This is a genomic window from Streptosporangium sp. NPDC050855 (assembly GCF_044456585.1).
GTDB classification, from domain to species: Bacteria; Actinomycetota; Actinomycetes; order Streptosporangiales; family Streptosporangiaceae; genus Streptosporangium; species Streptosporangium longisporum.
This window is the reverse complement of record NZ_JBITFY010000025.1, coordinates 1-16,414: the sequence shown is the minus strand read 5'-3', so window position 1 is coordinate 16,414 and position 16,414 is coordinate 1. Positions and strand designations below refer to the sequence as shown.

Here is a 16,414-nt window from a genome sequence, read left to right as displayed (position 1 = left end):
TTCGCCTTGTTACCTACCGACCAGCGTGGTCAGAGGGTCACGCGTTGCAAACTTCGCGATCGTCGGTCTTGGAGATGACGCCCGAAGCCGGGCCGTCGAACTCGCCGTCCTTCACGCCGCCGACGAAGGCGTCCCACTCGCTCCGGGTGAACGCCAGCTTCGGGCCGTTCGGGTCCTTGGAGTCGCGGACGAGGAAGAGCAGATCGGCGTCGGCCTTGTGCTCGGCGACCTCCGGGCTGCCGGGGACGACCGTCACTTCCACGCAGTTGCCACTGGTGCTGCGACCGCTCTTGCGCCACGGGGCAACGCTGAGGTCCATCGTGGATCCTTTCTCTCTGCGGGGTTGTCTGCCCTTACGATGGCACGGCAACGACGCGTATGCAACGGCGCATGCGCATCGTGGCAAAAAGTTGGAGCCCCCGTCACATAGACGGGGGCTCCAACGAGAGCGTTGTCAGAGAGTGATCACAAATCTCCGTGCCGGATGGCGCGGGTGAAGGCAGCCCATGCGCCGGGCGGGAAGACCAGCGCCGGACCGGTAGGGTCCTTGCTGTCCCGTACAGCCACGAGGCCGGGGAGGTTGGTGGCAACCTCCACGCAGTTGCCCTGCTGACTCCGCGAGCTTTTGCGCCATTTGGCGTCGGACAGGTCACGCTTCGTCATGCCCGCCCTCCTTCCATTTCCGTTGGGCCTTGGCCAGCAGTGCCCGTGTTGCGTCCGGACCGTCGGCTGCGGCCCGTAGATGCTCAATTAGAACTCTATATTCCCTGATGTCCGCTTTGTTCTCCAGGAACAGTGTGCTTGTACTGCCCTCGATGTAGACGACATCGTGGCCTTCATCAGGGAATTCGAGGATGACGAACGCCCCGTGCATGCCAGGGTAAGCCCCAACGCTCCGAGGAATCACCTGGATTGTGACGTTGGGCTCTTCGGCTGCCTCTAGGAGCTTGGCCATCTGCTCGGCCATGACCTGACGGCCGCCGACCTCCCGAAGCAGGGACGACTCGTCCATCACGGCCCAGAGCATCAGCGGGCTCGGATCGGTCCGCGTGAGGAGGTGCTGACGCTCCAACCGGGCGGCGACGCGGCTTTCGACCTCATCGCGCGCCAGGCTGGGATCCGTGCCCTTGATCATGGCCCGCGCGTAGTCCTCGGTCTGAAGCAGTCCGGGCACGGCCAAGGGCTCGTAGGTGCTCACTTTTTCGGCTTCAGACTCAAAGCCGATGAAGGTGGCGTACTCCTTCGGCAGGGACGCTGCCGTCTGGAGCCACGTTTGGTCCGCTGCGGCCTTGAGAAGTGCGCGCAGTGACTCACGGTCTTCCGGGGGAGCGTCGTACGCGTCGAGGAGTGCTTGAAGCGTCCGCGCTTGGGGTCGCACCTTCGCGCCTTCGATCCGGAACAGTGTTGCCCGGTTGATCTGGGTCTGCTCCGCTACTTCCGTAGGCGACATGTCGGCGGCCTCCCGCAGCTCACGAAGCCGGGAGGCGAAGCGCCGCAGTCGCAGTGTCGGGGCCTTGTCGCGTGCTGCCACGCGCCCAGGGTAGCGGTTTTTCTTGCGAGTTGTTGATGCGCCGTTGCATGTGCGTCTTCACGTGTGCATCATGGCATAGAGCTTGACTGCTCTTACGGAATTCGGCAGGCGAATGAGCCGATCCGGCCTACGTCTATGCCATCAGCCGTGGGAGAAGGTCACGCAATCCGCGCAGTTCACTCGATTCCCCCCGATTTCAAAAGTGCTCCGCCAAGCCGCTGACCAGGTGATTGACGGACCTTGACCACTCGCCGGAGGTGCGATCCATGCCGACCGAAAGCACTGTACCCAGGACGGTACCGACAGAGGCGGAAGAGCAGTACACACACCTCATACGGCTGGCCTGGGACCTTCGGGACCTGGGGCTGGAGACGCGGGTGGAGCTTCCGCTGAAAAAGGATCCTCGCCTGGCGGTGATGCTCCCGGTGGAGACGTTGCGGGTGTACGCGATGCTCTTCTCCGGCCAGTGGTTCTTCTCGTGGGGGAGGGGCCACATGCAGCGCATCGACGCCCTGGCCGACAACGCGGCGCAGAAGATATACGAGGTGGCGACGCGATGATGACCAGGGACGACATCTACATAGCGGCATCATCGATGCTCTTGCGCTGGCAAGGGATGTGCATCGGGATGCGCCACTTCACCTGCGACAACGCGCAGACGCCGGGCCTGGCGCGTCACTGGGCGGTCGATCTGCTGCGCGCACACGGTGTCTCGGGCGAGCTGCTGGAAACGGCCGAGCTGCTGGTGAGCGAGGTCGTCACGAACAGCCACCTCTACGCCGACCCCAGCAATGATCCCGACAGGCTGATCACGGTAGGCGTCGGCGTCAACCGCGAAATGATCCACATCGAGGTCATCGATCCGGGATCGCTCGTCAACGTGCCCGCCATGCGACCGGCGGAGGACGAAGATCTCGGCGGGCGGGGGCTGGCCCTGGTACACCAGCTTTCGCGCGAGTGGGGCACTGATCATGTCCAGGGGATCGGCCGGGCGTTCTGGTTCCGGCTCAATTTAGCGGGCTCCTGAGATGGATCAAGCACTCCGTGAGGCTCCTTTCGTCCAGTACCAAGGAGATCTGCGGGTGCCGTGGGTGCTCGCCCATGCTGACGAAGGCGTGACAGCAGATCTCGTCTTCACCAAAAGCCGGGCCATGGGTAGGGATCGTCTTTCCTACCGCCGCCCGCGCCGGAGCGATTGGATCGTGGACGGCACGCTCCTTCGCGCTCGGGTCCGCCAGAGCTACAAGGGCAAGCCGCTGTGGCGCAAGATGAACACCCGGCGGCAGTTCCTCGCCATGGAGCGAGATCTGTGCCAGGTGTGCAGCCTGCCTGCGACGGATCCGGACAATGGGCTGATTCCGTGGATCGTCACTCCAACGACCTACCAGCCCATCGGCGGCGGTCTCAAAGGCACGAATGCCCCTCCCACGTGCGTGCGCTGTATGCCGGTCGCCCGTGAGCAGTGCCCGAAGGTGCGGGAGGCGTCCGAGGTCTTCTGGGTGAGGCACGCCGAGCCGGTCGGCGTGCTGGGGGACGTCTTCGAGCCGAATTGGCGCGGGTATCCGGTGCGCCAGGCCAAGAACGTCTTCGTCAGCTTCGAGGAGTACTCCCGGCATCCCATGACGCTCGCCCACCAGCTCGTGGTCCGGCTGGACGACAAACGCCCGTTCGATCGCTGTCCTGCTTCCTGAGCCTGTGCAGGACGGCGCAGGAAATCCGGGCTGACCGATCACCGTGCCTGCCGGTAGACTGCCCGGTATGGGAGTGATCAGGGTCAAGAGCCAGGCGGCTCGATTCGAGCACGTCGAGGTCATGTGCCCTGTGCCCTGGTGCGGTGCGGTCAGGGACCAGCCGTGCAAGAAGCGTACGAAGTACCGGCTGGTGATCTCGGAGAAGATCCACCCGGCCCGCCGCAAGAAGCAGGACGAGCTGGACGCGAAGCGCAACGCCTGACGCTCCTGGAAGTGCCTGAATGCCGGTCTGGAAGGCGTCTTTCAGACCGGTATTTTGGTGCTAGGCTCTTGCCCAGTCAGACAACCACCAGGGTCTAGCGGGCACCAGAAGCCCCCGCTCCACGCTGCCCGAGCGGCAGGCGGCCCGCCATCCCGGCACGAGGCGGAAAGAGTACCCGGGCACCGGCTCACCCACCGGTCGTAGAGCGAGGCCGAACAGGCTAAAGGGGATTGAATCTACAGGCGACCAGTCTTTGGTCCCCAAAGCCCCGCTCGACGAAGGCCACCGTTCCGGCACGGACCCAGCGAGCGAGGGACGCCGCGAGGCGGGGATCGGAACACGGCAGGCTCGGACTGGACGCGGCAGACGCGTACGCCTCGGATGACGACCGAACCCCGAGGGGAATCGGGCCGAGGCGATGGATCTGTAGAACACCCCGCCCTGGGGCCGCGTAATGACCGGCCTGGCAGCCATACCTGACCGATGCGACCGACCGACGGCGTACGGAGATGAGCTACCCCCTCTGCTTGTGAGACGGCCCGCTTCTTGGCGGGCGTATACGTCCCATGAGCAGGGGGCAGGGCCTCCCCTCCCTGGCTTCCCTCTCTCGGCCCCGGAGGGGGGCTTAACCCCAAATGCGGTAGATCAGCTTGCGGCTTTGTCTCTGCCAATCCAGCCGAGCTTGTGGATTTGGTAGCCGAGTTGGAAGCGGGTCTCGACGCCTGCGACCGTCATGAGATCGGCGATGTGACGCCCGACGGTGCGAGTGGCGACGCCCAGGGTGGTGGCGATCGTCTGGTCTGTGGCTCCGTTCAGGAGCGCTCCAAGGATCACTTGATCACGTTTGGACAGACTCTTGCGTCGCGAGCCGGGGGCGGTTGCGACCACCCGGTCACCAGCCACGTGGAGCGGGACAGAACGCTCCCAGTAGTGCTCGAACATGTTTACGAGTGCGACGAGCATGTTGCTTTTGCGCAGGACCACCGTTGCGTTGCCTTCCGGGTGGTCCGGCCGGTGCAGGGGCAGCATCCCTATCGTCCGGTCGGCGACCATGAGTTTCATGGGAAGTGTTCCCAGGGCTCCCCGGACTTCGTCGCCCGCCTTGATCGCGTACGCGAGCCCGTATTGGCCTTGGTCCTCGGCCAGTACTGACTGTTCTGCGATGATGCGCGTCCGGACTCCCCGCCGCGCGGCCTCCACTTCACTGGGGGTGTTGGTCGGTGTGGCCACGACATAGGGCGAGGTCGAGAAGTTCAGAACCTCCTTCTTGGCGTTGTCGTAGATCGCCCCGAAGTAGCGGCGGATCGCCTCTCCCTCCGTGAGGATCTCGAAGGGTTGTGCGCCGACTTCTGTGGGCCGCTGCTGAAACATTCGCTCCAGCTCCGCCAGTAGCTCGCGACCGGCGATAAGGGTCTGGGCCTCGTTCATAAGCCGTCGTCCGAAAGCCAGATTCGGCTGGATTGGGACAGGCGGATCACCTACGACGATTCCCTGTTGCCGCAGGGAGTTGATCGTCGCAGTCACCTCCGGCCCAAACGCCTGCCTGAGCTGCTCCGGATCCGAGCCGTCCTTGATCAGGTGCGTCAAGACCTCGCGTTCGGTGTCGGTCAGTCCCAGAACATGTTCCATCTTCACCTGCCGTCCTTACAGCTTGTCAGTGCGTAAAGGAACCTATCGGGCGCGAATCCGAAAATACTAGACCTCTTGACGAAAAGACGCGAGCCGTCTGTAAGACCCCAAGAAGGTCTCGGAAGAGTAACGGGGTACGGATGGTGCATCGAGGACATTGATGCATAGGGACGTCCGAAACCATGGATCTGTAACGTCCCAAGCAAGTATCGGACGGGTAACTGTGCGTAGATGTCGTATCACGGACAATGTCCGAATGGGACAGCCGAAAACCTAGACGCCCCATCGGTCCCGCCGGTTACATGGTCACCGCCGCTGACGCCTGTCACGGTCCAGAACCTTTCAGTGCCCTAGCGCACCCGTACACATAGATAGAGGAAGCACGTTGTCTCGTTCACTTGCACGCCTGCTCGGCGCCGTTCTCACCGCCGCCATCATGCTCGCCGCTCCGGCCCACGCGCTCGCCGACTCCGAGCCGACCCCTGAGCCGACAGCGACCACCACGCAGAGCCCCGAGCCGGAGCCCTCTTCCGAGCCGACGCCGGAGGAGACCGGAGAACCGGCCGAGGAGCCGACGACCGAGCCGGAGCCGGAGCCGACGGCCACGCAGACGCCGAGCGAGCCCGAGCCGACCGAAGAGCCGACGACCGAGCCGACCCCTGCGCCGGAGCCGTCCGCCACCCCGACCGTGCCGACGCCCGGCGAAGGACCGACGCCCGGCTCGACGCCGACGCACACGACGAACCAGCGAAACGGCGCAATCGGCTGGTAGGTAAACCAGCCCGCACGACAAGACGTCAGGAGCTAGTTACGCATACGGCGAACCGCCGCACAAAGACACGACCTGGCTTATAAGACACACACGCAAGGGATGATACGTATGAGCGACATGAGTCTGTCGAAGGCCATCGAGTCACTCACCTCAGCGGCTCACTTCCTTCGGCAGGCTGCCGAGCAGATCGACATGCTGGACCCCAGCGCCCAGAGCGCGCGTGACTGGTTCCGCGCTGTTAATGTGCTCGACCTGTGCGCGGGGAAATCCCACGGAGTGACCGACCGCGTCCGCGAAGGCATGCTCGCCTGGGTGGACAGCGACCCCGCTGTGGCGCTGTCCCCGGCAGAGAAATCGGCGGGAGTAACGCGCGACGATGTGCTCCAGGTGATCAAGACCGCGATGGACGAGGCATTCACCGCGCCGACGATGCACCTGGCAATCGTCCGGACTTCCCTGGGCACCCTGCGTGACGACCCGAAGGTCCAAGCCGCTTAAATACGAAAAGCCCCGCCTCCTTCCGGAGACGGGGCCTTTCGCTTGCCTTCTAGTGCGCTGCCTCGTACTGCTCGACGACACTCGCCGCGATCCGGCCGCGCTCACTGACCTCGATCCCCTTGTCCTTCGCCCACGCGCGGATGATCCGGCCCTTCTCCCTGTCGATCGAAGGGGTCGAACTACCACGGCGACGGCGGACGGCGACCGGCTCGCGGACGCGGCGAGCGCTCTCGACGAAAGGCGCGAGCGCCTCGCGCAACTGCTTCGCGTGGGAGCCGGATAGGTCGATCTCGTAGCCGCCACCGTCGAGACCGAAGAGGATCGTCTCGTCCGCCTCGCCACCGTCGATGTCGTCGATGAGGATTTCCTGAATACGCTTAGCCATTGTGGTTCTCCGCTGAACTCTGTGCTGCTCGAACTTACTAAGTCCGAATCTAGCCACTGTCATTCGGGAATGCAAATCGAATGGCGAATAAGTCGTAAGTAGTGAACATATCCCTGCGCAATTGCGGGTGATGTACGCTGCCGCCTATGCGATTGTTACCCTTAGCGACCATTCTGCTCGTCCTGGCAGGAGGCATTCTCGGGTGCGGCGGCGCCAGCGCACTGCCCGAGCAGGCTTCTCTCCCCAGCTCCACAGCGCCCCCCAGCTCGACCGCCGCCCGCGACCTGGCCAGCAAGCTGACCGGCCAGCAACGCATCCCGTGCACCGAAGCCGAGCCCGAAGGCGAAGGAGTGCTCGATGCGGCCCGATGCGAACTCCTGGGCAAGCCCCTGCACATCACCGCCTACGCCGACGCGACGAAGGCCCGCGCGGCGGCAGAGCGGCTGTATGAGGAGCTGCGCCAGCAGTGGGACTTCCCGCTCGTCCTGACCTACGACACCTGGGTACTGGACGCCTCGGCCGACCGCTCGACAGGCGTGGCGATCTGGCAGATGTTCCCCGACGCGACGAAGTTCGGGTCCTAACACGGCATTCGGGTCCTGACACGGCAGAAGCCCCGGCCCTTGCCTGGCCGAGGCTTCCAGATGCCACACACAGAAAGGGCAGCGGAGCCCTCGGGGTCACTATCCCATGCCCGCGCGATGATCGACAACTGACGTGTGAGCCGGTCCGGGATACAGTAGGTGCACAGCGGAATCGGGCCGGAGGCAAGGATGGGCGAGGTAGAGGAGAAGATCGAGGATCCGCAGGTGGCCAAGTGGCACAAGGCGGCCAAGATCTACAAGGAGAAGCGCTCCCTTGCAGACGTCGGCAAGGAGATGGGCGTCCACGAATCCACCGTCCGCTACTACCTCGCGAACCTCGGCTTCAAGGACATGCGTCCGCAAGGCGATCGAACCCGCGAAGACGTGACGGACGAACTCATCGTCGAGCTACGCGAAGGCGGGCTGAGCTTCGCCCAGATCGGCGCGCAGGTGGGCATGTCCAAGGCTGGCGTGCACGCCCGCTACATGGTCATCACCACGGGGGAGCGTCCCTCCGATGCCACGCGTCCCGTCAAGAAGCGCATGAAGAAGGACGCCCCGAAGCCGCAGGAGTAGGTCAGGCGACCTGCGCCAGAGCCTCCCGTGCGCGAGCCCCGTTCCGCCGGTCGTAGCTGAGCATCACCGTGATCGACTGGTGTCCCGTGATGTCCATGATCGTCTTGGGGTCCACTCCGGCGTCCAGCAGGTCACCCACCAGCGTCCGCCGGAAATCGTGCGGCGTGGCGTCCAGGTGCTTGTGGATGGCGTTGCTGATGGCCTGGCCGGACAGGTGCCGCTGGCGTGAGGCCGACGGCGACAGGAAGTCTCCGCCGATCGGGATGAACAGCGCGCCGGGTGCGTCGCCGCGAATCGCCAGCCACGCCTCCAGCAACTCGACGGCCCGCTCATTGAGAGGGATCTTCCGCTCGCGGTCGCCCTTACCGATGACGCGGATCTCCATCGCTTCCCGGTTGTAGTCGGCCCGCTTCATCCCGCCCAGCTCGGCCCGCCGCATGCCGGTGTAGCGGAAGACGCCGAAGACCGCCGCATTGCGGATCTCCAGGTGCGTCCCTGCGCTGGCGCACGTGTCGATGGCAGCGGTGATCTCCTCGGCCGCGATGTGACGACCGCGCGGCACGCGACTACCCGTGACCGCCTTGATGTTGATGGCGGCCTGGTAGTCCTCGGCCGCCATCAGCCGCAGCAGCCACGCCTCCCTCAACACCCTGCGCAACGCGGCCAGGTGTTTGTTGACATAGGCAGGCGTCCAGCCCTGCGCACACAGCATCTCCCGGATCCGGCTGGTGTGCTCATACCGCAGCAGGTGCCAGCTCATCTCCTCCGCCGAAACCTTCTTCCCACGCACCAGGGAGGCGATCCGGTCCAGGCAGCCATGCTGCGAGCGCCGCGAGCCAGCAGCCAGCGAACGCATGTAGCTGGCGACCGGATCCTTGACGTCCTCGCCCACGTGCGCAGGCAGCTTGGTCATCAGATCTTCTCCTGCGGAACCTCGGGGGCCTTCTCGCTGGAAACCTGAGTGATCTCGAACAGTCCCGGCTTGATGTGTCGGCAGACGGCGACGAAGAAGGTTTCGTTCGCTGCGATGGCTGCGGTGATGGGGTTCTCGGCCTCGCCGATGTAGCGGGCGGAGATCACGCCCATGGCCCTGTTCATGTAGACGGCAGCCAGGCCCGGTCCTGCGATGGCCGTTCCGCTGGGCGGCATGTCCTCGGGCTTGACGGCTGCTGCGAGATCTACGAGATAGCGGTTCACGTGTGCTCCAGGTGGGGACCGACTTGCGAGAAACCAATGTTGCACAAGTGAGGAAGCTTATGCAACATTGACGGCTCAAGGCAGACGCAGGGTGTAGGAGTAGCAACGTGGCGAAGAAGACGAAGAAGGTCCCAAGACGCGGAGTGAGCGGCAACCCGGCCAGACGAGCCCAGGCAGAGCAACTGCTGGCCGAAGACACGCTCATCTGCGAGATCTGTCGAGCACCGCTCGACTGGAAGACCGCCAATGGCATCACCAGCTTCAGCCACCCAGCCGGGATCAAGCTGGAGTTCGAGCACCGTCCGATGCCGACGACGGGTAAGCCAACGCCTGCGACCACGGTCTGCGACTTCTGCGGCGAGACCGGTATCTCTGCGTCCTTCGTGACGGCAAAGCAGATCGTTGTGCCCGATGTGGATGCGCAGGGCAACCCGACTGGCACGGGGAACGGCTATGACAAGCGGTGGGTTGCGTGCGCGCGGTGTACGCCTCTAGTCGAGCGAGGCAACCTGGCTGCCCTTCTGGACAGGGCCGCGCACATGCTCGGCGCTCGGCATGACCTCGGCGAAGCCCAGCGTGCTCGCCTCCGCAGAGACGCGAAGCGCCTCCAGGAAGCCTTCTTTGAGGCGGAGCCGACAGGCCCTTTCCCTGCTTAATCGAATAGGTGTTCTATTAATGAAGCCCCGTACCGATCTTCTTTCGGACGGGGCTTCTTGGTTGTGTATCGATACCTACCCTGTAACTGAACCTTAAACTAACCGACTACCTGTTTGACATGCACTAATGATTTCATGCAACATGTGTCGGACACAGACCCAGACAGACAGAGAGTGAGTCCCGTGGACCGCCGCTTCTGCCGATACCTGGACGAGAAGGAGCACCGCATCTGCGGTCGCATCCTGCCAGCGACCCGTAACCCACTGCGATTAATCTCGGCTCGCCTCGGACAGGTCAGCCGCATGGACCTCTGCGACGAGCACGAGCAGGCATTCCTCCAGCTCATCGAACCTTTCGTGGGTGAGACGAACACGGGCGGCCCGGCTCGCGACCTCGCTGCCAAGGTCGAGCTAGCCATCCACACGAACAGCGCCAGCGGCGAAGGACTGGACGACGCCTCCATCCGCCAGGGCCTCCGCGTCCTCGCAAAACTGAACAAACTGCCAGAAGGCTTCAAGATCACCGGGCGTGGCAAGATACGCGGCGAAGGGGTAACTCTTTTCCTGGAGAATCGGCACGAATTAGATAATCTAACCCCGGAAGAGTTGGCTAAGCTGGTGGAGGCAGCCCCTTCTTCTGAGGACTAGTAACGTGCGCACCCCCGAAATTCTCGGCCTTATCGAAGAGTTCTTCACCACCTACTCCATCGACAAGGCCACCCCCGAAACCCGCAACGACGTGATCGACCGCTGCCAGAACCTCGTCACCGAGGAAGCTGAAGAGGTTTTGGAAGCTCACGCTGCTTACAACGCAGCCCCCGGCCCTGAGACCCGAGCACACTTCGGGCAAGAGCTGGGTGACGTACGCTACGTCACCGGCTACACCCGCCATGCGCTGAGCCTTCCGCCGCGTCACGCCGCCGCCTTCTATCTCGACCTACCACCGACGTTCCACTCCGCCGATCTTTGGGGCGGCATCCGCCAGCTTTCCGAGCGCACCGCGAACTACTTCGCCGCCCTGAAGCAATCTGAGCCGGGCAGCGAGCAGGAAGAGCAGGCGCGACAAGCTCTGGCCGTCATGCTGGAACGCATCGACGTCAAGATCAACGCAGTGGCCAGCCACAACGGCATTCCACTGGAAAAGGTCATCCGGATCGTGCACGCGGCCAACCTGGACAAGGTCTGGCCCGACGGCACCATCCACCGCCGCGAAGACGGCAAGATCCTCAAGCCGCCCGGCTGGGAGGACCCCAAGACGCGCATCGCCGACGCCCTGGCCGCCTGAGCTTTAATAAAAGAACCGTCATTCCGTTTACTCTGGGATTGAGTTCCCGGCACGGAATGGCGGTTTTTGTGTTCCTCGCGTCCCTCGCGATTCTCGTAGCGGAAGACCCAGGTCTCTCGCTGACGAATCCTATTGTTCTCGGCCCAGTGGTCGGGTTCGTCTTCGCCGTTTTCGTGTACGAGGTCATCGTGCCCGGTAAGTCCTACCGGCGCGAACAGGAAGAGAACGCCCGGCTCCGCGAGCTGGTCGAAACCGTCATCCCCCTCACGGCGAAACTGGTTGAGATATGCGAGCAGAATACCGAGCTGATCGAGAAGAACACGGCGGCCTTCCACGAGGTGACGGCGTATCTGAAGGTCAAGGATCACTGACCGACGCAGAACTCATCGAAGAGCACATGCGCAAGATGCGGTCACGTATGGACACTCTCGACGAGATTCTCGGTAACAACGCTCGCATGCTGAGAAGGTGGTAGGCATGCTGCATCGACAAAGTTGCGTCATCAAGGACGGCTATCACTACGGCCCCGAAGACTGCTACCACACGCAAGAGGTAGACGAATTCGGCGAGATCAAACCGTGGGGCTGGACCGTACAACAAGAATTGGCCCAAGAAGCGCAATAATGGGAGAGGTACGTACCCCCATTGTTGAGAGGCAAATAGTGGATAAGACCATTGACGCTCGCGAGGCTTCCATCGGCTGGACCGCCCAGTCCGATCACCCCAAGCCGCGTGATGTGGATGACACGGTCGGCAACACCTTCACTCCCGACCAGCTCCCGGACCCCGAGGTTCAGCGCGCCGCCGGTATCAACCCCGACCAGTGGGCCAGGGCCATCGTGTTCGAGCCTGAGACGCCCGCAGAGCCCTCTGAGGCCGACGAGTAACACCCAACCCCACACGCCCCCAGGAGAGCGTTCCTGGGGGCTCTGGCACGCAGACGGGAGCATCCGTGGCCGAGGACCGCCGTCCTATCCCTAGCTGGGACGACCTGGCACGCTACGCGCGCAGCAAGGCCGACGAATGGGCGCGCGAGTTTGCCTCCGACCCGCCCCGCGACGAAGACGGCAACGAACTGCCCCGCGTCCGGCCCGGCACCAAGACGAGCTACGGCCAGCCCCTCAGCGAGCCCGACGAGGACGACGACCTCTTCCTGCCCTACCGGCCCACCCCCAGCTCCTACCCTCCCCGCCCGCGCACCCAGGCCGCCGGATACGACCGCGCCCGCCAGGAATTGCGCATCGAATTCAGAGACGGCTCGCGCTACGTCTACCACGACGTCCCCCCGAGCGTCTGGAAGAATTTCCGGCGCGTGAAGTCGCCCGGCCGCTACGTGAACCGCGTGCTGAACAACTACCGGTATGAGCGCGAAACCGAGCCGACGATCGACGACAGCATTTACAACCCCTTCCGCACGAAGAGCTACCGCAGCGCCAACCGCAGCACCTACCGCAGGCGCACGCGCTAACAAACGCAGCGAGGGCTTCCATAGGATTCCGCTATGCCCCAGACCTTCGACTTCGGCCCGCTAAAGGAATCCGCTTACGGCATGCGCTACCGCAAGTACTACGCCCACTGGATCAGCCTGAAGCGGTTCGGACCCATCTTCGAGCGGCGCACCACGCTAACGCAGGAGCCCCCTTACCTCGTCGGCCGCAGCGCCATCCTCCATCTGTGGGGAACGAAAATCGGGGTAGTCGTCGGCAGATGGACCGGCGAACGCCTGGACGAGGACAGCGCACTGCTGGCCGCGCTCAACTGCGTTGACAAAAGCGACCTCCCGAGAATCGGCGAAGACGATGAGCCGACCGGAGTATGAACCCTACGCACGCATCGTGGAATCCACCATGCGGACCCTCCTCGCCGAATTCGCCGACGGCGACCCCGACATTGAATGGCACCTGCTGAACCTGATGGAGCTGACATGAGACTCTTCAAGAAGAAGGCGACGCCGGAGCAGCGCGACGCCATCCGCGACAAGGCCGCCCAGCGCATGTCCACGCTCTCCCCGGCCGAGATCCTCACCTACGCCGAGCAATACCTGGGCGCGAGCTGGATGGCCCTGGACGGCTACAAGCGCGAGCCCGGAACCGAACGCCTGGTGGAGTTCCTGACGAACCTGTCCACGCTCGACGGCATCGCCGACGCCCTGGCCGCCCGACACCTGTGACGCACGTCACACAAGCAACCAGTTACTAGGTTACGAGACGCCACGAACCACCATCGGCTGGAATCAACCCCATGAGCACCGCACAGACCATCACAGACGAGCCCATGTGGGGCAAGGCCGAGATCGCCAGCTACCTCAACGTCAGCGAATACAAGGTCAGGACGCTGGTCGAGCGCTACCGCTTGCCCGTCTTCGACATCGGCGGCGAGCTGCGAGCCCACCGCAGCGAGTTCATGGACTGGCTGAAGACGCGGAAGGTGGCGCAGCACTGATGGAGCAAGATCTCACGGTCGCGGACCTCACGCTCATCAGCGTCGATGACCTCTGCAAGATGTGGCGCGTCAATGCGGACTGGATCTACGACATGGTTGCGCTGGGCGAGGACAAGGGCGGCCTGCCGCATCACCGGCTCGGGCGGCGAACTCTTCGGTTCAAGATGAGCGAGCTGGCTACGTGGCTTGACGCCCGCAGGTCCGCGAAAGCCGCCTGAGCCTCGATCGGCCTCCGCATCCGTGCGGTTTCGTGGAGGCCGATCAATTACCCATTTGCCTGTTTGATGGCGCTCTGCCTGTTGAGCGAGGAGCAGCTTGAACGGCGGTGAGAGCCTGCTCTGCCAAGCCCTCACTTCAGCGGGCTTGAAAACGAGCCTACCTGGTACGACATGTAGGCGCTGAGGCAAATGTGCAGCTTGCCCGACACCGCGATGCTGGGGATCAGGTAGACCATCATGTCTCCATCGATGATGAAGAATAGATCAACATCGTCGAGTCGGTACGGGACGCGGGGACCGTTTTTCGTCGCACCTGGCGTACGGCGACTGGTCACCACGAGCCAGGAGCCTTGGCTGTCTCGTGTGGTGGTTGTCTTGACCTGGACTCGCTGAAAGCGCCCATCCAGTTCAACGAGCATGTCGTAGACCTGGGAAGCAGTGGTGGGCTTGGCCACGGGGATGCCCCGAAGCTCGAACCACGCCTGCGCCAGCGCTTCGGCCGCGCTCCGGAGGTGGGCGAGCTGGGGGACGCTCGTATCGGCGGGCGCGGCATATGTGGGAGCCTCCAGGTGGCTGATGTCCAGCCCCAGCCGCAACGTGTGGGCGCGCACGCTTGCTCGATTTTCCCCTGTGTCGGACTTCATCCCGAGCATCCGGAGGAGTTCTGCCCAGGTTCGGGCTTCTGGCGTCGCTTCTCTGATCTTTTGATCACTCCAGCGGCGTACGCCTGTGAAGTGATCACATGGGATGTCATGGTCGCTGGCGAATCGCTTCACGATTCTCATGGCCGAGGCGGAGGCTTCTGGCAGACCGAGTAACCGAAGAGCGCCGCGCCATGAATGTGCTTTGGCGATTGCCTGCGCAATATCGGTATGAGTGACATCGCTGCCTGAAATGGTCACCTTCAGCATGCAGGTGATCTTACGACAGAAGCTCCGCATCATTTACGATGCGGAGCTTCTGTCCGTTTTGTGTCGGGATGACAGGATTTGAACCTGCGACCCCCTGACCCCCAGTCAGGTGCGCTAGCCAAGCTGCGCTACATCCCGTGGCTGTTGGATCACGTTCGGCTTTCGCTTCCCGCTCTCTTCGGCGCGAGGTAAACACTACCACGGCCCAGGAGGGCGACGACGCTTCCTGGGCCGTGGTGGCAGCGGTCAGGCGGCCAGTGCGTCCAGCTCATCGAGGTCGCCGAGCATGACCGTGTCGTACTCGTCCGGGTAGCACAGATAGTGCTTCTGGAGCACCTTCTCGGAGTTCCCCAGCCGTGCGGAGATGACGTCCGGAGTCCATCCCTGTCCTAGGAGCGCGTTGGCGTGGCCGTGGCGGAGGTTCTTGATCGGGATGCGGATCGTCAGGTCGGTGATCTCGTAGGCGTTCCGCCACAAGCGGTTGAGGGACTCGTGGCTGACGTACTTGGAGTTGTCGCGAGGGTCGTGCCTGGTCTTGGCGACCAAGCCTCTTTCGGCGCGCTTGCGGCGTGAGTACTCCGAGCGCTCCTGGCGGCAGGCGTCGCACCGGCACCGGGCGATCTCGTATGCGTTGACTGTCCCGTGAGCATAGGTTCGCCCGTTTTCGGCCTGGATGAACGTCTGACGGGCTGCTTGCATCTGCTCTTCGGTGAGCACCGTGCGGCGGTAGGCGACACTGCGGGGGGCGACCAGATGTGCGGGGAAGATTAGGTCGTCGTCGGTGAGGCCGTGCTGCTTGATGTGCTCATTGATGAGGTTGCCGATCGCCACGCTGACCTGGACGCGACGCTGGGTGCCGTTCTTGGTGTAGTCGCGCACCGAAAAGCGCTCCTGGTTTGGCTGGATGTGCTTGGTTACGACAGCCAGGGACTTGCTGACAGTGACGGTGTTGGTCGGAGCATGCCAGTCAGACACCTTGAGTGGCGTTAGCTCGCCCATGCGCATGCCGCTGGCGTTCATGAGGCGGAAGAAGAGCTGGGCGGGCTCGCCTTGGACGTTTGGCCACAGCCGACCGAACTGCTTCATCGTCAAGACGAGAATCGGCTTACGGGTGACCGTGATGCACGGCAGTCCGTCCACAGGATTGTCGTCGCGGTAGCCGTCGCCCCATGCCATCCGGAACATCGCGCTCATGGCGGCCTTGAGGTGTTTGCGGGTCTGCGCCGGAACGCTCTTCTCCTTCAGCCGCATCAGGAACGTCCTGATGTGACTGCGTTCCACCTCGGAAACGCGGAACTTCCCAAGGGCCGGAATGAGCCAGTGCGTCAGCAGAGATCGGTAGTTGTCGAGCGTGTTGGGTTCCACGTCGTGCAAGGACAGGAAGATCGGAACGAATTCGGCGATGGTGACGCGGGCCTTGAAAGCGGGGGAGGCGTCGTGTTCGGCGTAGTTGAGGAATGCTTCCTGCTGGGTTGCCACCTCCTTGGCGCGTTCATCGGTGTCGAAGGTCCCGACGTAGGCAGCCTTGCCGTCGGGGGTACGCGCGTAGGCAGCGAAGCGAAGGTGGCCGCGCTTGGTGCGTCGAGGTTGTGTGTACGGCACGGGGGGTCCTGTCTCGATGTCCGTTTCTCAAGATCATCGTTGCTAGTGGCCGTGCTAGTGACACGTCGATCCACCATGCTCCACCATCCCCCTTGTAAACCGCTCTGTAAGGGCATCTACCTGGGGAAATAGGCCGAATGATCTCCTACTTGGTACATCATAGACAGACTGGGGG

The 16,414-nt window shown here is 63.3% G+C and carries 28 protein-coding genes and 1 tRNA gene; 19 read left to right on the top strand and 10 right to left on the bottom strand.

Annotated features, from left to right (window positions below; genetic code table 11):
- Nucleotides 1-37 precede the first annotated feature (37 nt).
- The 3 genes from ACIBCT_RS35155 to ACIBCT_RS35145 all read right to left on the bottom strand — a co-directional run bounded on the left by ACIBCT_RS35155 (nucleotide 38) and on the right by ACIBCT_RS35145 (nucleotide 1,531).
- Nucleotides 38-319 carry a DUF397 domain-containing protein gene (locus ACIBCT_RS35155; protein WP_399196155.1) on the bottom strand — a complete coding sequence of 94 codons (282 nt, stop codon included), beginning with the start codon at nucleotides 317-319 and terminating at the stop codon, nucleotides 38-40.
- 146 nt (nucleotides 320-465) lie between these two features.
- Nucleotides 466-663, bottom strand: coding sequence for a DUF397 domain-containing protein (locus ACIBCT_RS35150; RefSeq protein WP_399196153.1), 198 nt, complete (start codon nucleotides 661-663; stop codon nucleotides 466-468).
- Nucleotides 650-1,531: a helix-turn-helix domain-containing protein gene (locus ACIBCT_RS35145; protein WP_399196151.1), complete on the bottom strand. Its 882-nt coding sequence runs from the start codon at nucleotides 1,529-1,531 to the stop codon at nucleotides 650-652. The genes ACIBCT_RS35150 and ACIBCT_RS35145 overlap by 14 nt, the downstream gene beginning before the upstream one ends.
- Before the next feature lie 377 nt (nucleotides 1,532-1,908).
- Between ACIBCT_RS35145 and ACIBCT_RS35140 the strand changes: the two genes are divergently transcribed.
- The 4 genes from ACIBCT_RS35140 (at nucleotide 1,909) to ACIBCT_RS35125 (ending at nucleotide 3,484) form a co-directional block, all read left to right on the top strand.
- The gene (locus ACIBCT_RS35140) at nucleotides 1,909-2,091 is read left to right on the top strand and encodes a hypothetical protein (RefSeq protein ID WP_399196149.1); all 183 of its coding nucleotides are present in this window, start codon (nucleotides 1,909-1,911) and stop codon (nucleotides 2,089-2,091) included.
- A complete protein-coding gene (locus tag ACIBCT_RS35135) occupies nucleotides 2,088-2,558 on the top strand; it encodes an ATP-binding protein (protein ID WP_399196147.1) in 471 nt (156 codons plus the stop codon). The genes ACIBCT_RS35140 and ACIBCT_RS35135 overlap by 4 nt, the downstream gene beginning before the upstream one ends.
- 55 nt (nucleotides 2,559-2,613) lie before the next feature.
- Nucleotides 2,614-3,222 carry a hypothetical protein gene (locus ACIBCT_RS35130; protein ID WP_399196145.1) on the top strand — a complete coding sequence of 203 codons (609 nt, stop codon included), beginning with the start codon at nucleotides 2,614-2,616 and terminating at the stop codon, nucleotides 3,220-3,222.
- Nucleotides 3,223-3,289: 67 nt separating this feature from the next.
- On the top strand, nucleotides 3,290-3,484 hold the full coding sequence (locus ACIBCT_RS35125) for a hypothetical protein (RefSeq protein WP_399196142.1): 195 nt from the start codon (nucleotides 3,290-3,292) through the stop codon (nucleotides 3,482-3,484).
- 645 nt (nucleotides 3,485-4,129) lie between these two features.
- Here the strand turns inward: ACIBCT_RS35125 and ACIBCT_RS35120 are convergent.
- Nucleotides 4,130-5,113 (bottom strand): LuxR C-terminal-related transcriptional regulator, encoded by a 984-nt coding sequence (locus ACIBCT_RS35120; RefSeq protein ID WP_399196420.1) that lies wholly within the window; start codon nucleotides 5,111-5,113, stop codon nucleotides 4,130-4,132.
- Nucleotides 5,114-5,498: 385 nt separating this feature from the next.
- On the opposite strand from ACIBCT_RS35120, the gene ACIBCT_RS35115 reads away from it, so the two are divergent.
- Nucleotides 5,499-5,885 (top strand): hypothetical protein, encoded by a 387-nt coding sequence (locus ACIBCT_RS35115; RefSeq protein ID WP_399196140.1) that lies wholly within the window; start codon nucleotides 5,499-5,501, stop codon nucleotides 5,883-5,885.
- A 108-nt stretch (nucleotides 5,886-5,993) separates the two neighbouring features.
- Nucleotides 5,994-6,383 (top strand): hypothetical protein, encoded by a 390-nt coding sequence (locus ACIBCT_RS35110; RefSeq protein WP_399196139.1) that lies wholly within the window; start codon nucleotides 5,994-5,996, stop codon nucleotides 6,381-6,383.
- Nucleotides 6,384-6,432: 49 nt separating this feature from the next.
- Here the strand turns inward: ACIBCT_RS35110 and ACIBCT_RS35105 are convergent, their stop codons facing one another.
- Nucleotides 6,433-6,768 carry an Lsr2 family protein gene (locus ACIBCT_RS35105; RefSeq protein ID WP_399196137.1) on the bottom strand — a complete coding sequence of 112 codons (336 nt, stop codon included), beginning with the start codon at nucleotides 6,766-6,768 and terminating at the stop codon, nucleotides 6,433-6,435.
- 146 nt (nucleotides 6,769-6,914) lie between these two features.
- On the opposite strand from ACIBCT_RS35105, the gene ACIBCT_RS35100 reads away from it, so the two are divergent.
- Both ACIBCT_RS35100 and ACIBCT_RS35095 read left to right on the top strand, forming a co-directional pair.
- Nucleotides 6,915-7,352 carry a hypothetical protein gene (locus ACIBCT_RS35100; RefSeq protein ID WP_399196135.1) on the top strand — a complete coding sequence of 146 codons (438 nt, stop codon included), beginning with the start codon at nucleotides 6,915-6,917 and terminating at the stop codon, nucleotides 7,350-7,352.
- Nucleotides 7,353-7,541: 189 nt separating this feature from the next.
- A complete protein-coding gene (locus ACIBCT_RS35095; RefSeq protein ID WP_399196133.1) occupies nucleotides 7,542-7,928 on the top strand; it encodes a hypothetical protein in 387 nt (128 codons plus the stop codon).
- A 1-nt stretch (nucleotide 7,929) separates the two neighbouring features.
- On the opposite strand, the gene ACIBCT_RS35090 is transcribed toward ACIBCT_RS35095, so the two are convergent.
- Together ACIBCT_RS35090 and ACIBCT_RS35085 are read right to left on the bottom strand one after the other, a co-directional pair.
- On the bottom strand, nucleotides 7,930-8,841 hold the full coding sequence (locus ACIBCT_RS35090) for a tyrosine-type recombinase/integrase (RefSeq protein ID WP_399196131.1): 912 nt from the start codon (nucleotides 8,839-8,841) through the stop codon (nucleotides 7,930-7,932).
- Nucleotides 8,841-9,125, bottom strand: a complete 285-nt coding sequence (locus ACIBCT_RS35085; RefSeq protein ID WP_399196129.1) for a hypothetical protein — start codon at nucleotides 9,123-9,125, stop codon at nucleotides 8,841-8,843. The genes ACIBCT_RS35090 and ACIBCT_RS35085 overlap by 1 nt, the downstream gene beginning before the upstream one ends.
- A gap of 107 nt (nucleotides 9,126-9,232) precedes the next feature.
- Here ACIBCT_RS35085 and ACIBCT_RS35080 point away from each other — a divergent pair, with 107 nt between their 5' ends.
- From ACIBCT_RS35080 to ACIBCT_RS35030, 11 genes are all read left to right on the top strand, one after another.
- Nucleotides 9,233-9,781, top strand: coding sequence for a hypothetical protein (locus ACIBCT_RS35080; RefSeq protein WP_399196128.1), 549 nt, complete (start codon nucleotides 9,233-9,235; stop codon nucleotides 9,779-9,781).
- Nucleotides 9,782-9,964: 183 nt separating this feature from the next.
- Complete coding sequence (locus ACIBCT_RS35075) at nucleotides 9,965-10,429, top strand: hypothetical protein (RefSeq protein ID WP_399196126.1); 465 nt, start codon at nucleotides 9,965-9,967, stop codon at nucleotides 10,427-10,429.
- A gap of 4 nt (nucleotides 10,430-10,433) precedes the next feature.
- Nucleotides 10,434-11,066: a hypothetical protein gene (locus ACIBCT_RS35070; protein ID WP_399196124.1), complete on the top strand. Its 633-nt coding sequence runs from the start codon at nucleotides 10,434-10,436 to the stop codon at nucleotides 11,064-11,066.
- A gap of 56 nt (nucleotides 11,067-11,122) precedes the next feature.
- Nucleotides 11,123-11,437 (top strand): hypothetical protein, encoded by a 315-nt coding sequence (locus ACIBCT_RS35065; RefSeq protein WP_399196122.1) that lies wholly within the window; start codon nucleotides 11,123-11,125, stop codon nucleotides 11,435-11,437.
- Between the two features lie 106 nt (nucleotides 11,438-11,543).
- The gene (locus ACIBCT_RS35060) at nucleotides 11,544-11,690 is read left to right on the top strand and encodes a hypothetical protein (protein WP_399196121.1); all 147 of its coding nucleotides are present in this window, start codon (nucleotides 11,544-11,546) and stop codon (nucleotides 11,688-11,690) included.
- Nucleotides 11,690-11,953, top strand: coding sequence for a hypothetical protein (locus ACIBCT_RS35055; RefSeq protein ID WP_399196119.1), 264 nt, complete (start codon nucleotides 11,690-11,692; stop codon nucleotides 11,951-11,953). Before ACIBCT_RS35060 ends, ACIBCT_RS35055 begins: the two co-directional genes overlap by 1 nt.
- 65 nt (nucleotides 11,954-12,018) lie before the next feature.
- Nucleotides 12,019-12,534 carry a KTSC domain-containing protein gene (locus tag ACIBCT_RS35050; RefSeq protein WP_399196117.1) on the top strand — a complete coding sequence of 172 codons (516 nt, stop codon included), beginning with the start codon at nucleotides 12,019-12,021 and terminating at the stop codon, nucleotides 12,532-12,534.
- A 33-nt stretch (nucleotides 12,535-12,567) separates the two neighbouring features.
- Nucleotides 12,568-12,885 (top strand): hypothetical protein, encoded by a 318-nt coding sequence (locus ACIBCT_RS35045; protein ID WP_399196115.1) that lies wholly within the window; start codon nucleotides 12,568-12,570, stop codon nucleotides 12,883-12,885.
- A gap of 105 nt (nucleotides 12,886-12,990) precedes the next feature.
- Nucleotides 12,991-13,236 (top strand): hypothetical protein, encoded by a 246-nt coding sequence (locus ACIBCT_RS35040; protein WP_399196113.1) that lies wholly within the window; start codon nucleotides 12,991-12,993, stop codon nucleotides 13,234-13,236.
- 71 nt (nucleotides 13,237-13,307) lie between these two features.
- A complete protein-coding gene (locus ACIBCT_RS35035; protein ID WP_399196110.1) occupies nucleotides 13,308-13,508 on the top strand; it encodes a helix-turn-helix domain-containing protein in 201 nt (66 codons plus the stop codon).
- Nucleotides 13,508-13,726, top strand: a complete 219-nt coding sequence (locus ACIBCT_RS35030) for a helix-turn-helix domain-containing protein (RefSeq protein WP_399196108.1) — start codon at nucleotides 13,508-13,510, stop codon at nucleotides 13,724-13,726. Before ACIBCT_RS35035 ends, ACIBCT_RS35030 begins: the two co-directional genes overlap by 1 nt.
- A gap of 131 nt (nucleotides 13,727-13,857) precedes the next feature.
- Here ACIBCT_RS35030 and ACIBCT_RS35025 read toward each other — a convergent pair whose 3' ends face one another.
- The 3 genes from ACIBCT_RS35025 to ACIBCT_RS35015 all read right to left on the bottom strand — a co-directional run bounded on the left by ACIBCT_RS35025 (nucleotide 13,858) and on the right by ACIBCT_RS35015 (nucleotide 16,239).
- On the bottom strand, nucleotides 13,858-14,637 hold the full coding sequence (locus ACIBCT_RS35025; RefSeq protein ID WP_399196105.1) for a group I intron-associated PD-(D/E)XK endonuclease: 780 nt from the start codon (nucleotides 14,635-14,637) through the stop codon (nucleotides 13,858-13,860).
- A gap of 63 nt (nucleotides 14,638-14,700) precedes the next feature.
- Nucleotides 14,701-14,775, bottom strand: a tRNA-Pro gene (locus tag ACIBCT_RS35020).
- Nucleotides 14,776-14,883: 108 nt separating this feature from the next.
- A complete protein-coding gene (locus ACIBCT_RS35015) occupies nucleotides 14,884-16,239 on the bottom strand; it encodes a tyrosine-type recombinase/integrase (protein ID WP_399196103.1) in 1,356 nt (451 codons plus the stop codon).
- Nucleotides 16,240-16,414 lie beyond the last annotated feature (175 nt).

Excerpts from the sequence above, each read along its gene's own strand:
- ACIBCT_RS35065 (WP_399196122.1), top strand. The coding sequence starts at position 11,123 with ATGGCGGTTTTTGTGTTCCTCGCGTCCCTCGCGATTCTCGTAGCGGAA.
- ACIBCT_RS35035 (WP_399196110.1), top strand. The coding sequence starts at position 13,308 with ATGAGCACCGCACAGACCATCACAGACGAGCCCATGTGGGGCAAGGCC.
- ACIBCT_RS35120 (WP_399196420.1), bottom strand. The coding sequence starts at position 5,113 with ATGGAACATGTTCTGGGACTGACCGACACCGAACGCGAGGTCTTGACG.
- ACIBCT_RS35125 (WP_399196142.1), top strand. The coding sequence starts at position 3,290 with ATGGGAGTGATCAGGGTCAAGAGCCAGGCGGCTCGATTCGAGCACGTC.
- ACIBCT_RS35105 (WP_399196137.1), bottom strand. The coding sequence starts at position 6,768 with ATGGCTAAGCGTATTCAGGAAATCCTCATCGACGACATCGACGGTGGC.
- ACIBCT_RS35155 (WP_399196155.1), bottom strand. The coding sequence starts at position 319 with ATGGACCTCAGCGTTGCCCCGTGGCGCAAGAGCGGTCGCAGCACCAGT.
- ACIBCT_RS35110 (WP_399196139.1), top strand. The coding sequence starts at position 5,994 with ATGAGCGACATGAGTCTGTCGAAGGCCATCGAGTCACTCACCTCAGCG.
- ACIBCT_RS35100 (WP_399196135.1), top strand. The coding sequence starts at position 6,915 with ATGCGATTGTTACCCTTAGCGACCATTCTGCTCGTCCTGGCAGGAGGC.
- ACIBCT_RS35045 (WP_399196115.1), top strand. The coding sequence starts at position 12,568 with ATGCCCCAGACCTTCGACTTCGGCCCGCTAAAGGAATCCGCTTACGGC.
- ACIBCT_RS35030 (WP_399196108.1), top strand. The coding sequence starts at position 13,508 with ATGGAGCAAGATCTCACGGTCGCGGACCTCACGCTCATCAGCGTCGAT.
- ACIBCT_RS35055 (WP_399196119.1), top strand. The coding sequence starts at position 11,690 with ATGGGAGAGGTACGTACCCCCATTGTTGAGAGGCAAATAGTGGATAAG.
- ACIBCT_RS35060 (WP_399196121.1), top strand. The coding sequence starts at position 11,544 with ATGCTGCATCGACAAAGTTGCGTCATCAAGGACGGCTATCACTACGGC.
- ACIBCT_RS35095 (WP_399196133.1), top strand. The coding sequence starts at position 7,542 with ATGGGCGAGGTAGAGGAGAAGATCGAGGATCCGCAGGTGGCCAAGTGG.
- ACIBCT_RS35135 (WP_399196147.1), top strand. The coding sequence starts at position 2,088 with ATGATGACCAGGGACGACATCTACATAGCGGCATCATCGATGCTCTTG.
- ACIBCT_RS35040 (WP_399196113.1), top strand. The coding sequence starts at position 12,991 with ATGAGACTCTTCAAGAAGAAGGCGACGCCGGAGCAGCGCGACGCCATC.
- ACIBCT_RS35150 (WP_399196153.1), bottom strand. The coding sequence starts at position 663 with ATGACGAAGCGTGACCTGTCCGACGCCAAATGGCGCAAAAGCTCGCGG.
- ACIBCT_RS35090 (WP_399196131.1), bottom strand. The coding sequence starts at position 8,841 with ATGACCAAGCTGCCTGCGCACGTGGGCGAGGACGTCAAGGATCCGGTC.
- ACIBCT_RS35025 (WP_399196105.1), bottom strand. The coding sequence starts at position 14,637 with ATGCTGAAGGTGACCATTTCAGGCAGCGATGTCACTCATACCGATATT.